This window comes from Nocardioides hungaricus (genome assembly GCF_054782915.1).
This window is the reverse complement of sequence record NZ_BAAGRO010000005.1, coordinates 1-13046: the sequence shown is the minus strand read 5'-3', so window position 1 is coordinate 13046 and position 13046 is coordinate 1. Positions and strand designations below refer to the sequence as shown.

Genomic DNA, 13046 nt, shown 5'->3' with positions numbered 1-13046 from the left:
CGTCCGTCCCCGGAGGAGGCACGCCCATGCTGCAGCTCGCTCGAGGCCCGAAGGCCCTGGCCGCCGTCACCGCCGTACTCGCCCTGCTCCTCGCGGGCTGCGGGGACGACGGCGGAGGCGGTGCCGACCCCTCCGCGAACGAGCCCACGACCGGGCCCACTGCGACTGGGGAGGGCGTCTGCGCGACCACCGACGCCTCCGGCGACCTGCTCGCGGACATCTGCGAGCGCGGCACGATCACGGTGTCGACCGACCCGGCCTACCCGCCGCAGTCCTCGCTCGACCCCAAGACCAACGAGTACGTCGGCTTCGACATCGACGTCGCCACCGAGATCGCGAACCGGCTCGGCGTCGACATCGCCTGGGAGACGCCGTCCTGGGACGTCATCACCGCCGGCAGCTGGAACAACCGCTGGCAGATGAGCGTCGGCTCGATGACGCCGACCAACGACCGGCAGCAGGTCCTGAACTTCACCCAGCCCTACTACTACACGCCGGCGGTGGTGGTGGTGAACTCCGACAACACCAGCGTCTCCGACGTCAGCACCGACCTCGACGGCGCGAAGATCGGGGTCTGCTCGGGCTGCACCTACGACCAGTACCTCACCAAGAGCCTGGCGATCGACGGGTTCTCCTTCGACTTCGTCATCGACGACGCCGAGGTCTCCGGCTACGACACCGACACCACCGCGCTGCAGGACCTCGCCCTCGGCGACGGCACCCGCCTGGACGCCGTGATCACCTCGCTGACCACCGCCCAGGGCTACGCGGACGCCGGCAACCCGGTCAAGATCGTCGGCGACCCGGTGTTCTACGAGCCGCTCGCGGTGGCCATCGACAAGTCCTCCAAGCTCGACCCGGCCAGCCTGGTCGAGGCGGTCGACGGGATCGTCGGCGAGATGCACGACGACGGCACCCTGACGTCGCTCTCCGAGAAGTGGTACGACGGGGTCGACCTGACGGTCCGGCAGTGACCTCTCCCGAGTCGCCCCTGGAACGGCTCGCGCTCGCCAGTGCGCGGGTGCCGTTCCGCCTGAAGGTGGCGGCCGTCTGGGCCGTCATCTTCGTGCTGCTCGGCCTGTTCGTGCTGGCCGCGGGCTTCGACCGGCAGTGGATCCGCGACAACATCGGCTACATCTCCGGCGGCCTGCGCTACACACTGATCATGGCGGTCGGCGGCATCGCGATCGCGATCGTGCTGGCGACCCTCGGCGCGCTGGCCCGGCTGTCGTCGAACCCGATCGCCTACGGCGTCTCCGGCTTCTACACCTCGTTCTTCCGGGGCACGCCGCTGATCGTCCAGATGTTCCTGCTCTACCTGGCGCTGCCGCCGGTGGGCGGCAACCTCGTCGACAGGTACGCCTGGCTGCCCGACGGCTTCGAGTCCGCGCTGATCATGGACGCGGCCGTGGCCGGCACCCTGGCGCTCGGCCTCAACTACGGCGCCTACATGACCGAGATCTTCCGCGCCGGCATCCAGGCGGTGGCCGTCGGCCAGTCCGAGGCGGCGGACGCGCTCGGCATGACGCACGGCCAGAAGATGCGCAAGGTGATCCTGCCGCAGGCGTTCCGGGTGATCATCCCGCCGACCGGCAACGAGTTCATCGCGATGATGAAGGACACCGCGCTGGTCTCGTTCCTCGGCGTGACCGTCGCGAGCGCCGAGATCTTCCGCCGGGGCCAGCTGCTCGGCAAGGCGGACTTCAAGAACCTCGAGGCCTATCTCGCGTGCGCGCTGCTCTACTGGGGCCTCACCGCGATCTTCTCGTTCTTCCAGCGCCGCCTCGAGAACCGGGTGGCCCGCGGCTACGTGCGGACGCCGGTGCTCAAGCCGCAGCACCACTCGACGGGAGGTGGCGGATGAGCGAGCCGGTCGTCCGCATCGCGGGCCTGCACAAGAGCTTCGGCCACCTCGAGGTCGTGCGGGGAGTGGACCTGGAGATCCGCAGGGGCGAGGTCGTGGTGATCTTCGGCCGGTCCGGGTCCGGCAAGTCCACGCTGCTGCGCTGCGTCAACATGATCGAGGACCCGACGTCGGGGTCGATCGAGGTGTCCGGCGTACGCCTCGAGGGCGGGCATCGGACCCGGCGCAAGCGCAGGCAGATCCGGCAGCTGCGGCTCAAGACCGGCATGGTCTTCCAGCAGTTCAACCTGTTCCCGAACATGACCGCGCTCGACAACGTGATGTGCGGGCCGATGTGCGCGGGCGAGGGCAGGCAGGCCGAGGTCGAGAGGCGGGCGATGGACCTGCTCGACCGGGTCGGGCTGGCGGACAAGGCCGGCGAGCACCCGATCCGGCTCTCCGGCGGCCAGCAGCAGCGGGTCGCGATCGCCCGTGCGCTCGCGATGGAGCCCGACGTCATGCTCTTCGACGAGCCCACGTCCTCCCTCGACCCAGAGCTCACCGGCGAGGTGCTGGCGGTGATGACCTCGCTGGCCACCGAGCTGCACATGACGATGATGGTGGTCACCCACGAGATGGGGTTCGCCCGCGAGGTCGCCGACCGGATGTGCTTCTTCCACGAGGGCCGCATCCTCGAAGAGGGGCCTCCGGCGGAGATTGTTGCGGCCCCGACGCGCCCGGAGACGAAGACTTTCCTCGACGCGGTGCTCTGATGGTGCTACCTGGGTAGTATCGGTAGGTGCGCATGGGTAGCATCGGCTCCATGAAGCTGAGCGTGAGCCTGAGCGAGGAGGATCTCGCCGCACTGGACCGCTACGTCGAGCAGGCCGGCCTGGAGTCGCGGTCCGCCGCGGTCCAACAGGCCATTCGACGCCTGCGCGACCCCGAGCTCGAAGCCGCCTACGCCGAGGCGTGGGACGAGTGGGAGACGACCGGCGAGGAGGCCGCCTGGGCGGCGGTGACCGCCGACGGGCTGGCCGATGCGGCGCGGTGAGATCCGCCTCGTCGACCTGGAGCCAACCCGTGGCAGTGAGGCCGACAAGCGCCGACCCGCCGTACTCGTCGGCAACGACCGGGCCAACAGCACTGCACACCGGCTCGGACGCGGCGTCGTCACCGTTGTGCCGGTCACCAGCAACGTGGCCCGCGTCTTCCCGTTCCAGGTGCTCCTCCCCGCCGATGAGACCCAGCTGCGCGCGGATTCGAAGGCGCAGGCAGAGCAGGTCCGCTCGGTCGCCGTCGAGCGTGTCGGTCCCGCGATCGGTCGAGTCCCGGCTCGACTGATGCTCGAGCTCGATGACGCCCTGCGGCTGCACCTGCAGCTCTGACTTCCAGATCTCGGCCCGAACCCGCCGCAACCCTGAATATGCTGGCTCACGGCCTTCCGGAAGGATCCCCATGATCAGGACGACGCCGTTCCACGCGCGGCTCAGCGAGCTCAACAGCCAGCACCTCTACACCCACTGGCAGGGCACCCTGTCCCCGCTGCGCTACAGCCATGCGCCCAAGCACGAGTACTTCGCGGTCCGCAACGGCGTCGGCGTCTTCGACACCTCGCCGCTCTACAAGTACGCCGTCACCGGCCCGGACGCCGAGCGGCTGCTCGCCGGTGCACTGGTGCGCGACATCCGGGCCTGCCGTCCCGGCCAGGCCCACTACACCGCCTGGTGCGACGACCGCGGCTACGTCATGCACGACGGCGTGGTGTTCCGGCACGCGGCCGACGAGTTCCTGCTGACCGCCGGCCGCCCGGCGCTGTCGTGGTTCCAGGAGCTCGGGGCCGGGATGCGGGTCGAGCTCGAGGACGTCACCGAGGGCTACGCGATGCTCGCCGTCCAGGGCCCGCGCTCGCGGACGGTGCTCGCCGGGCTGATGCCGGAGGCCGAGTCGCTGGGCTACTTCGACCACGCGCCGGCGAAGGTCGCGGGCGCCGGCGTCACGCTCTCGCGCACCGGCTACACCGGCGACCTCGGCTTCGAGATCACCGTCGCGGCCGACGACGCCCTCGCCGTGCTCGACGCGGTGCTCGAGGCCGGGCGGCCGCACAGCATCCGGCCGTTCGGCGAGGAGGCGCTGATGACGCTGCGCATCGAGGCCGGCCTGCCGCTGGTCGACGTCGAGTGGCACGACGCGCGGCTGACGTTCAGCGACGCCGACTGCGTGACGCCCAAGGAGCTCGGCTTCGGCTGGATGCTGCGCGGCGTCCGCGACGGCTCGCGGAGGTTCGTCGGCTCCGACGCGATCCGCCACGAGCTGGTCGACGGCACCTCGCGCTGGGCGACCACCGGCATCGTCGTCGACGCCGACGACTGGCTGCGGCTCTACCGCGAGGCCGACCTGTTCCCGCCGAAGTCCGAGCACCCCTGGCCGTACGAGTCGATGCTCTATCACTCACCAGGGGTTGACGACGACCGCGCCGAGGTCGGCTACTGCACGAGCTTCGTCTACTCCCCCGTGCTCCAGCGGCACATCGGCATCGCCCGGGTCCGCCCCGACCTCGCCGTGCCCGGCACCGGGCTGCGGCTCGAGCTGGCCGTCAACCACCACAACACCACGGTGCGGGTCGCCACGACCCCGATGCCGTTCTTCGACCCTCCCCGGAAGAAGGAAGAGAGGAAGCGCGGATGAGCGCCCCAGGATCCAGGCATGAGTACGACGCGATCGTCGTCGGCGGAGGCCACAACGGACTGACCCATGCGGCGTACCTCGCCAAGGCGGGCCTGCGCACGCTGGTGCTGGAGAAGAACGACCTCGTGGGCGGCGCCGCGATCACCGAGGAGCTGCTGCCCGGCTTCAACTTCACGACGTTCTCCTACGCGCTCAGCCTGCTGCGGCCCGAGATCATCCACGAGCTGAACCTGGTCGAGCACGGCTTCCTGCCGCTGATGATGCCGTCGTCGTTCCACCCGACCGGCGACGGCGACTACCTGCTCTTCGGCGACGACCATGCCCAGAACCTCCAGGAGGTACGTCGGCACTCGCCGCGCGACGCGGACGCCTACGAGCGCTACCACCGCGACCTGGACCGCGTCTGCCAGGCGATCCGGCCGCTGTTCGACAACCCGCCGCCGGACCTCTGGGGCACCGACCCCGAGGACGAGGTCGACGTCAAGTGGCTGATGGACCACCTCGGCGGCATCGACCGCAAGACCATGCACGACCTCGTGCGGCTGCTCACCGGCAGCGCCAGGGACTGGCTCGACGACTACTTCGAGCACGAGGCGATCAAGGGCTACCACGCCTCCTCCTCGATCATCGGCTCCCAGGTGGGGCCGATGTCGCCGGGCTCCGGCCTGGTCCTCCTCTTCCACAAGATGGGCGAGCACGACGGCCACCTCGGCTCATGGGCGTTCCACAAGGGTGGCAACGGCGGCTTCACCCAGGTCCTCGCCCGCGCGGCGCAGGCGTACGGCGCCGAGATCCGCCTGGCCGCGCCGGTCACGTCCGTGCTGACCGAGGGCGGCCGCGCCGTCGGCGTCGGGCTGGAGGACGGCACGGAGTTCCGGGCTCCGGTCGTGGTGTCGGCGCTCGACCCCCGGCGTACCTTCCTCGAGCTGGTGGAGCCCCGCGAGCTGCCGCTCGACCTGGTCGACAACGTCCGCCGGATGCGGTTCCGCGGCGTCTCGGCGAAGGTGAACTTCGCCCTCGACGCGCTGCCGGTCTTCCCCGCGCTGCCCGACACGGTCGACCACTTCGGCGGCTTCCTCAACATCGGCCCGACCATCGAGTACGTCGAGAGGGCCTTCGACGCCGCCAAGTACGGCTGGTACTCCGAGCAGCCGTTCATCGACGGCGCGATCCAGTCGGTCATCGACCCCGACATGGCGCCCCCGGGCAAGCACGTCATGTCGTGCTTCGTGCAGTACGCGCCGTACGAGCTGCGCGGCAGCGACTGGGAGACCGAGCGCCAGGCCTTCGGCGACAAGGCGCAGGCCGTGCTCGAGTCGCACTTCCCCGGCTTCGGAGACCTGGTGCTGCACCGCGAGGTCGTCACGCCGGTCGACATCGAGACCCGCACCGGCCTGACCGAGGGCAACATCTTCGCCGGCGAGTTCCTCGCCCCGCAGATGTACTTCTTCCGCCCGGCCCCCGGCTGGAGCCAGTACGCCACTCCGATCGACGGCTACTACCAGTGCGGCTCCGGCACCCACCCCGGCGGCTGCGTCATCGGCTCTCCCGGCAAGCTGGCCAGCCAGCGGGTGCTGCGCGACCTCAGGCGGTAGCCGCTGCCTGCGGATGGCCCACGCACCTGACGGAGCTGCTGTGGAATCGCTGATCCCGGGACATTCACCTCAGGTGCGACGGCCACTCCGGTCAGACGCCGGCGTACGAGTGGAGGCCGCTGATCCAGAGGTTGACGCCGAAGAAGTTGAAGAGGAACGCGGCGTAGCCCAGCAGGGCCACGACCGACGCCCGGGTGCCGCGCCAGCGCGGGGTCGCCTGGGCGTGCAGGTACGCCGCGTAGAAGACCCAGGTGATGAAGGCCCAGGTCTCCTTCGGGTCCCATCCCCAGTACCGGCCCCACGCGTTCTCGGCCCAGATCGCGCCCGCGATCACCGCGAACGTCCAGATCGGGAACGCCACGAGGTAGAGCGTGTACGCCAGCCGGTCCAGGCGCGCGGCCGACGTCGCGGTCGCGGCCAGTTCGGGGCGCCGGAGCTCCTGGCGCGAGCGCACCAGGTAGGCCACCGAGACCACGAAGCCCAGGGTGAAGATGCCGCCCCCGAGGATGGCCGAGGAGACGTGGATGACCAGCCAGTACGAGTCGAGCACCGGGACCAGGTTGCCGGCCGGGCTGTAGAGCACCGCGACGGCCAGGCCGAGGGCGAGCACGATGATCGCGACGACCCACGCGGCGAGCGCCCGGACGAGCTCGCTGCGGAGGCAGAAGCACAGGACGACCGACGCGGCGAAGGTCGCCGCCAGCGTGAACTCGTACATCGTGCCCCAGGGCGGGCGCCCGGCGGACAGGCCGCGCAGGAGCAGCGCGGACCCGAGCAGGAGCGTGCCGAGGCCGACGAGGACGTCGGCGAGGCGGTCCAGGAACCGCCGGTCGGCCGGCGGCGGAGCGGCCGCCCCGGCCAGCGGCGCCGGCGGCCAGGCGTCGCCGGTGCCGACGCCCGCCGGGACGGCGACCGGCGCGGCGGGGTGGCCGGCGAGTTGCTCGGCGGGGTGGGTCGCGGCCCGGCGTACCTGGGTGCGCCGGATGGCGGCGCAGACCGCGTAGACGATGATCGCGAGCGAGAACACCACGATCGTCGCGGCGACGGCGGTGTTGCTGAGCTGGGCCAGTTCCTGCGGTGTCATCTGCCCTCCCGGGCTGCGGTCGGCTGGAGTGCGGGTTGGTCGGCGGTGCTCGCGAGCCAGGCGTCGAGCTGCTCCCGGTCGCGGCCCGGCAGCTCGCGGCGGGTCAGGCTGAGCCCGCCGACCTCGATCTGCACGAGCCCATCCTCGCGCGGGGTCGCCCGGATCCACCAGCGCCGGCGCGGGATCGTGAGGGACATGGTGAGCCCGAGGAGCAGGAGGATCGCGGCGGCGAGCGAGATCTCCTTGCCCGGGTCGTAGGCGACCTGGAAGTTCACGAACCGGGCGACGCGGTCGAAGGTGATCGAGCCGCGGCCGTCGGGCAGCTCGACCGTGTCGCCCGGCGCGAGGATGAGCGGACGCTTGCCGGACAGCTGCTTGAGACCCGACATGTCGAGGCTGAAGACGGACTGGGGCCGGTCCAGGCCGAGGTCGCCGCGGTAGGCGGTGAGGACGAGCTCGGGGTTGACCAGGTCGGGGTACGCCGAGATCGGGCCGTCCTGCCCGAGGGTCGACGTCGGGAGGAACCGGCCCTCGAAGGCCAGCCCCTCCGGCTTCGCGTCGGGAGCCTTGATCACGCCGGTCGAGGCGTAGTTGAGGTCGTCGGGGAGGAACACGACGGGCCCCGAGGTCACGACCTCCCCGGTCGCGTCGCGGACCGACACGACCGGGGCGTAGCCGTTGCCGGTGACGAAGAGCTTCGTCCCGTCGACGTTGATCGGGTTGTTGGGGCTCGCCGTGGTGGTCCGCTCCTGCCCGCCGCTGGCCCCCTCGGTGACGGTCACCTTGGCGTCGAAGGCGGTCGGGTTGCCCCGCTGGAGCCCGCTGGTCTCGTACTCGACGGTGAAGTCGTCGAGGCGGACGCTGAACGGCGTGAGGGCCGAGACGTCGGTCAGCGCGGCCGGGCTGAACGCGTCGTACTGCTCCCGGGAGTTGGTGAAGGTCGAGCCCTCGACCACGACCACACGGCCCTCGAAGCCGACCAGCTTGCCGTAGGCCACGCCCAGGAGGAGCAGCAGGAGGGACAGGTGGAAGCCGAGGTTGCCGAGCTCGCGCAGATAGCCCTTCTCGGCGCGGACCTCGGTGTCGGTCGCGACGACCCGGAACCGGCGGCTCCGGAGCAGCCCGGCGGCGCCGGCCAGCGCGGGCGCGGCGGCCTCGCCGGGTACGACGACGCCGCGGTGGCCGTCGAGCCGGCCGAGGTTGGTCGGCGTCGCCGGGGGCTGGGCCCGCACGTTGCGCCAGAGCCGCAGGCAGCGCGGCAGCACACAGCCGGTCATCGAGACGAGCAGCAGGATGTAGATCGCCGCGAACCACGGCGCGGAGTACACGTTGAAGAGGCTGAGCCGGTCGAGCCACGGCGAGATGCCGGGGTTCTCCTCCATGAACTGCACGACCGCGAACGGGTCGCTGGCGACGCCGCGCTGCGGCAGCACCGAGCCGGGGATCGCCGTGAGCGCCAGCAGGCACAGCAGGATGACGGCCGTGCGCATCGACGTCAGCGTGCGCCACGCCCACCGCGGTGGCCCGACGAGACGGGTCAGCCGCACTCGCGGTGCCGCGGAGTCACTCACCATCCACCTCGCCTCGACTACTAGCGGAAATAGTAGATGGCGCCCGGGCGGCCCGCGCGCGGGCCCCTCGGACCACGGCCGCGAGGGCGAGGAGCAGCCCCAGCGCGACCGCCGCACGCGCCGGCCAGGGGCCGAGCCGGGTGGCCGGCGTCAGCGCCGTCTCGAGCGGGACCTCGACCACGGCGCCGGTCGTCACCCGGTCGGGCAGGCGGGTCGCGACCCGGCCGTCGGGCGCGATCGCGCCCGAGATGCCGTTGATCGAGGCGACCACCACCGAGCGCCCGGTCTCCACCGCGCGGGCCCGGCTGATCTCCCACTGCTGCGCCGGCTGGTCGGTGCCCAGGAACATCGCGTTGCTCGTCTGCACGGTGACGAGCGTGGCGCCGCGCCGTACCTGGGGGCCGATGACGTCGTCGTAGGCGACGTCGAAGCACAGGGCGTCGGCGATCGAGAGCCGTCCGACCTCGAGCGGGTCCCCGATCTCGCCGGGCACCATGTCGCGCTCGATCTCCGCGACCCGGCTGGAGATCCGGGTCGCCAGCGCACGGAACGGCACGTACTCGCCGAACGGCACCAGGTGGCGCTTGGTGTAGCGCGCCCCGGGCACCCCCTCGGCCGACCAGAGGATGCCCTGGTTGCGCGCCTGCCGGTCCGTGGGGCCGTCGCTGATCGAGCCCGCCAGCAGGGGCGCCCCGGCCGCGGCGGCGGCCGCCTGGAGCTGCGCCCGCGCGGTCTCGTCCTCGGTCGCGTCGACGGCGGTGGCGTTCTCCGGCCACAGCACCAGGTCGGGCGGCGGCTGGTCCGCGGCCTCGAGCCCGGCGACGAGGCGCTCGGTCTCAGCCAGGTGGTTGGCCGTGACCTGGCGGTGGTGCGCGACGAGGTCGTTGCCCGCACCGGGTACGCCGCCCTGCACGATCATCAGCCGGGCCGTGGTCGCCGACGGCTCGTCGTCACCGACGCCGCCGACCGCGGCGGGGAGGACGGCGAGCGCCAGAGCCCCGGCAGCGACCCCGGCAGCGACCCCGGCGGTCCGGCGCCGCGCGACGGCCTCCGCCACGGCCACGCCGAGCAGGGCGACGACGAGCCCCGCGCCGGTGACGCCGCCCCAGGCGAGCCACGACTGCCAGGGCGTGTCGACGGCCGAGAAGCCCAGCCGGCCCCACGGCATCCCCCCGAGCGGCCAGGTCGAGCGCAGCGTCTCGACCGCGACCCACAGCACGGCGAGCCAGGCGATCCCGCCCGGCAACCGCCGCACCGGCGACGCGAGCGCGCCGAGCAGCGCGAGCCAGAGCGCCTGCACGACGGAGAGGGCGGCCCACGCCCCCGGCGCGATCGACGCCCACAGCCACCACAGCAGCAGGGCCTGGAAGCCGAGCCCGTAGACAAGACCGACCAGCGCGCCGCGCCGTACCGTCAGGTCGCGGGTGGCCAGCGCGAACGCCGCCACCCCGCCCACGGCGAGCACGGGCAGGTCCAGCGGCGGGAACGCGGCCGCGGTCGCGAGCCCGCCAGCCAGGGCGAGCAGCAGTCGGGGCGCGAGCGCCGTCTCGGTGCTCATGGCCAGGCATTCTTGCGGCACCCGGCAAGCCCGTAGCTCTGCTGCATCATCACCGGCGCCGGCTGGCCGGCGCCCGGGCAGGAGACGTGGGACCGGCCGAGCGCGTGGCCGACCTCGTGGTTGACGAGGTAGCGGCGGTAGCCGAGGAGGTCGCCGCGGTAGTCGGGGATGCCCTCGGTCCAGCGGATCGCGTTGAGCACCACGAGCGCGCCGTTGCGGCACGAGACCCGGCCCCGCGTCTGCAGCGGCGCGCACAGCTCGTCGGTCGTCGCCGGCGTGGCGACCAGGATGCGCAGCTCGGGGTCCTGGTCGACCCGGGCGAAGGAGTGCCCCTGGCTCGACCACCCGCGCCCGTCGGCGAGGATCGCGTCGACCAGGCCCGCGGTGCGGCCCGGGGCGAGGTCGAGGCCGCTCTCGATCTCGACGGAGTAGGCGTGGTCCGGCGTTGCGCGGCGTACGGCGGCCGGCACGACCGTGAAGGTCCCCGGGCCGTCCTGGGGCACCACCACCGGCTGCCGCTCCGGGCGTCGCTCGGGGCGCTCGGTCGGTGGTGCCGCGCCCGCGCCCAGGGCCGGCCGGGTCCCGGCGACGGGGCGGTCCGGCTCGGCGACGGGGCTCTCGGCCACGGCCGACTCGCGCGACGACCCGTCACCGCCGTCGAGGAGCGGCCGGCCCAGCACGACGACCGTGGCGACCGAGAGCACCGCGGGGACGATCACGGTCCGACGACTGCGCCGGCCCCGGTGCCGCCCGCGCTCGCTCACGGGCGGCCGGAGGGAGTACTCGAAGCCGTCTCGGCGAGCACGTCGTCGATCAGGCCGCGCAGGGTCGCGGCGGTGGCGCGGCCGACCACGCGGGCCGCGATGCGGCGCTCGGTGTCGACGACGACGGTCATCGGCACCGCCGCCGTCATGATCTTGCCGGCGAACGCGAGCGCGACTCGGGGCGAGTCCTCGGAGGCGATGCTGTCGTAGGGGATCCGGTAGCGCTCCTCGAACGCCCGGGCGGCCGCGTCGTTGTCGCGGATGTTCAGGCCGAGGAACTGCACGCCGCGGTCGGCGTACTGGCCGGCCACCTCGCGCAGCGCCGGCGCCTCCACCCGGCACGGGCCGCACCAGGACCCCCAGAGGTTGACCACGGTGACGACGCCGTCGAGGTCCGCCGCCGTGGCGGTCCCGCCGCCGAGCAGCCGGCCCTCGAAGTCCTCCACGGCCGGCCGCTCCGCGACCGGGAACTGCTGGATCGCCCCGCCGTCGGCCGCGGTCGTGATCGACGAGCCGTCGCCTCCTCCGCTGCACGCGCCGAGCGCGACCACGGTGACGATGCCCGCCGCGGCGAGCAGCAGCCGCTTCCCGATGTACTCCACACCCGACAATCTACTATCTTGATTAGTAGCAATCGGCAACGTGCTCCCGCAGCACGGCGAGGAGGACGGCGTGCAGACCCGGACGAAGGTGACGATCGGCCTGGCCGCGGTGGTCGCGATCGCGATCGCGGTGGTGCTGGTCCTCGCGAACCGCGACGCCGGCAAGTCCCCCGTGGCCGCGGTCGACGACTCCACCGGCTCGACCGGCCAGGACACGGCCCTGATCCGCGAGGACAGCCGGATCGTCGGCACGGAGGGAAGCAGCGACGTCACGTTCGTCGAGTTCCTCGACTTCGAGTGCGAGGCCTGCGGCGCGTTCTACCCGCTCGTCGAGCAGCTCCGGCAGCAGTACGAGGGCGAGGTCACCTTCATCGCCCGGTACTTCCCGCTGCCCAGCCACTTCAACTCCATGCGCGCCGCCCGCGCGGTCGAGGCGGCGGCCCGGCAGGACAAGTTCGTCGAGATGTACCAGCTGATGTATGAGAACCAGAAGTCGTGGGCCGAGAAGAAGGTGCCCCAGGACGACGTGTTCCGCGGCTACGCCGAGGAGATCGGCCTGGACATGGCGCAGTTCGACGCCGACTACGCGGACCCCGCGGTGGAGCAGCGCGTCCAGAAGGACGTCGACGACGGCACCGAGCTCGGCGTGCAGGGGACGCCGACGTTCTACATCGACGGCAAGCTGTTCGAGCCCAAGACCGTCCAGGACTTCTACGACACCCTCGACAAGGCGCTCGGCAAGTGATCGCCTGACCCTCAGCTTGCAACTGAGTACGTGTTGGGTCGGCCGTCGCGAGGGGCGCGAGGGGCGTGCGATGGCGACGCGGTCGCGAAGGCCCTGTGGATCCATCGTCGCGCGACCGCAACGCAGCCACCGGGGTGGCTCGTGCGTCCATCGCGGTGCGCAGCGGGCGATCACCTACTGGCGGAATCTCTAGCCTTGGGGCGTTGGTTCGTGGCTTGTTTCAGGATCAGGTCGCTGGCTGCGGCGCTGACGGCGAGGAACTATCGGAAGTACGACGAGGACTCCTCGACGCCTTCGCCGAGGAGTACAACGACCACCGGCCCCACCGGTCCCTACCCCACCGGGCAACCCCGGCCACGATCTACACCACCCGACCCAAGGCGACCCCGAGCACCGGCGACCACGACCACGACACCCACGACCGAGTCCGCTACGACAAGGTCGACAAGGCCGGCAAGATCACCTGGCTCCCGCCCGGCCCCACCCCCTGAAACAACGGAGGGCCGAACCCACGACTATCGGGTTCGGCCCTCCGGGATGTCCTGAGACATCACACAGTAGCGGGGGCAGTGTTGTGGTTCAGGACATCCCGGACC

General features: G+C 71.8%; 14 protein-coding genes. 9 read left to right on the top strand and 5 right to left on the bottom strand.

Translation table 11 applies throughout. The features are described from left to right. The first annotated feature begins 26 nt into the window (after window positions 1-26). The 7 genes from ACYVKX_RS02465 to ACYVKX_RS02435 all read left to right on the top strand — a co-directional run bounded on the left by ACYVKX_RS02465 (window position 27) and on the right by ACYVKX_RS02435 (window position 6126). Complete coding sequence (locus tag ACYVKX_RS02465) at window positions 27-974, top strand: transporter substrate-binding domain-containing protein (RefSeq protein ID WP_460828955.1); 948 nt, start codon at window positions 27-29, stop codon at window positions 972-974. Next, on the top strand, window positions 971-1864 hold the full coding sequence (locus ACYVKX_RS02460) for an amino acid ABC transporter permease (RefSeq protein WP_460828954.1): 894 nt from the start codon (window positions 971-973) through the stop codon (window positions 1862-1864). Before ACYVKX_RS02465 ends, ACYVKX_RS02460 begins: the two co-directional genes overlap by 4 nt. Next, complete coding sequence (locus tag ACYVKX_RS02455) at window positions 1861-2616, top strand: amino acid ABC transporter ATP-binding protein (RefSeq protein WP_460828953.1); 756 nt, start codon at window positions 1861-1863, stop codon at window positions 2614-2616. Before ACYVKX_RS02460 ends, ACYVKX_RS02455 begins: the two co-directional genes overlap by 4 nt. A gap of 50 nt (window positions 2617-2666) precedes the next feature. Then, window positions 2667-2897: a ribbon-helix-helix domain-containing protein gene (locus ACYVKX_RS02450; RefSeq protein ID WP_460828952.1), complete on the top strand. Its 231-nt coding sequence runs from the start codon at window positions 2667-2669 to the stop codon at window positions 2895-2897. Further along, window positions 2884-3231, top strand: a complete 348-nt coding sequence (locus ACYVKX_RS02445) for a type II toxin-antitoxin system PemK/MazF family toxin (protein WP_460828951.1) — start codon at window positions 2884-2886, stop codon at window positions 3229-3231. Before ACYVKX_RS02450 ends, ACYVKX_RS02445 begins: the two co-directional genes overlap by 14 nt. Before the next feature lie 70 nt (window positions 3232-3301). Continuing rightward, entirely contained in the window at window positions 3302-4531 is a 1230-nt protein-coding gene (locus ACYVKX_RS02440) for an aminomethyltransferase family protein (protein WP_460828950.1), read from the top strand. Continuing rightward, window positions 4528-6126, top strand: coding sequence for a phytoene desaturase family protein (locus ACYVKX_RS02435; protein ID WP_460828948.1), 1599 nt, complete (start codon window positions 4528-4530; stop codon window positions 6124-6126). Before ACYVKX_RS02440 ends, ACYVKX_RS02435 begins: the two co-directional genes overlap by 4 nt. A gap of 91 nt (window positions 6127-6217) precedes the next feature. Here ACYVKX_RS02435 and ccsB read toward each other — a convergent pair whose 3' ends face one another. The 5 genes from ccsB to ACYVKX_RS02410 all read right to left on the bottom strand — a co-directional run bounded on the left by ccsB (window position 6218) and on the right by ACYVKX_RS02410 (window position 11705). After that, window positions 6218-7210 (bottom strand): c-type cytochrome biogenesis protein CcsB, encoded by a 993-nt coding sequence (gene ccsB / locus ACYVKX_RS02430; RefSeq protein ID WP_460828947.1) that lies wholly within the window; start codon window positions 7208-7210, stop codon window positions 6218-6220. Continuing rightward, on the bottom strand, window positions 7207-8700 hold the full coding sequence (resB, locus tag ACYVKX_RS02425) for a cytochrome c biogenesis protein ResB (protein ID WP_460828946.1): 1494 nt from the start codon (window positions 8698-8700) through the stop codon (window positions 7207-7209). Before resB ends, ccsB begins: the two co-directional genes overlap by 4 nt. 73 nt (window positions 8701-8773) lie before the next feature. Beyond that, window positions 8774-10339 carry an apolipoprotein N-acyltransferase gene (lnt, locus tag ACYVKX_RS02420; protein WP_460828945.1) on the bottom strand — a complete coding sequence of 522 codons (1566 nt, stop codon included), beginning with the start codon at window positions 10337-10339 and terminating at the stop codon, window positions 8774-8776. Then, window positions 10336-11058, bottom strand: coding sequence for a DUF3152 domain-containing protein (locus ACYVKX_RS02415; protein WP_460828944.1), 723 nt, complete (start codon window positions 11056-11058; stop codon window positions 10336-10338). The genes lnt and ACYVKX_RS02415 overlap by 4 nt, the downstream gene beginning before the upstream one ends. A gap of 41 nt (window positions 11059-11099) precedes the next feature. Further along, window positions 11100-11705, bottom strand: a complete 606-nt coding sequence (locus ACYVKX_RS02410) for a TlpA family protein disulfide reductase (RefSeq protein WP_460828943.1) — start codon at window positions 11703-11705, stop codon at window positions 11100-11102. A 40-nt stretch (window positions 11706-11745) separates the two neighbouring features. On the opposite strand from ACYVKX_RS02410, the gene ACYVKX_RS02405 reads away from it, so the two are divergent. Further along, window positions 11746-12450 carry a DsbA family protein gene (locus ACYVKX_RS02405; protein ID WP_460828942.1) on the top strand — a complete coding sequence of 235 codons (705 nt, stop codon included), beginning with the start codon at window positions 11746-11748 and terminating at the stop codon, window positions 12448-12450. 215 nt (window positions 12451-12665) lie between these two features. Further along, window positions 12666-12941 carry an integrase core domain-containing protein gene (locus tag ACYVKX_RS02400; RefSeq protein WP_460828941.1) on the top strand — a complete coding sequence of 92 codons (276 nt, stop codon included), beginning with the start codon at window positions 12666-12668 and terminating at the stop codon, window positions 12939-12941. Window positions 12942-13046 lie beyond the last annotated feature (105 nt).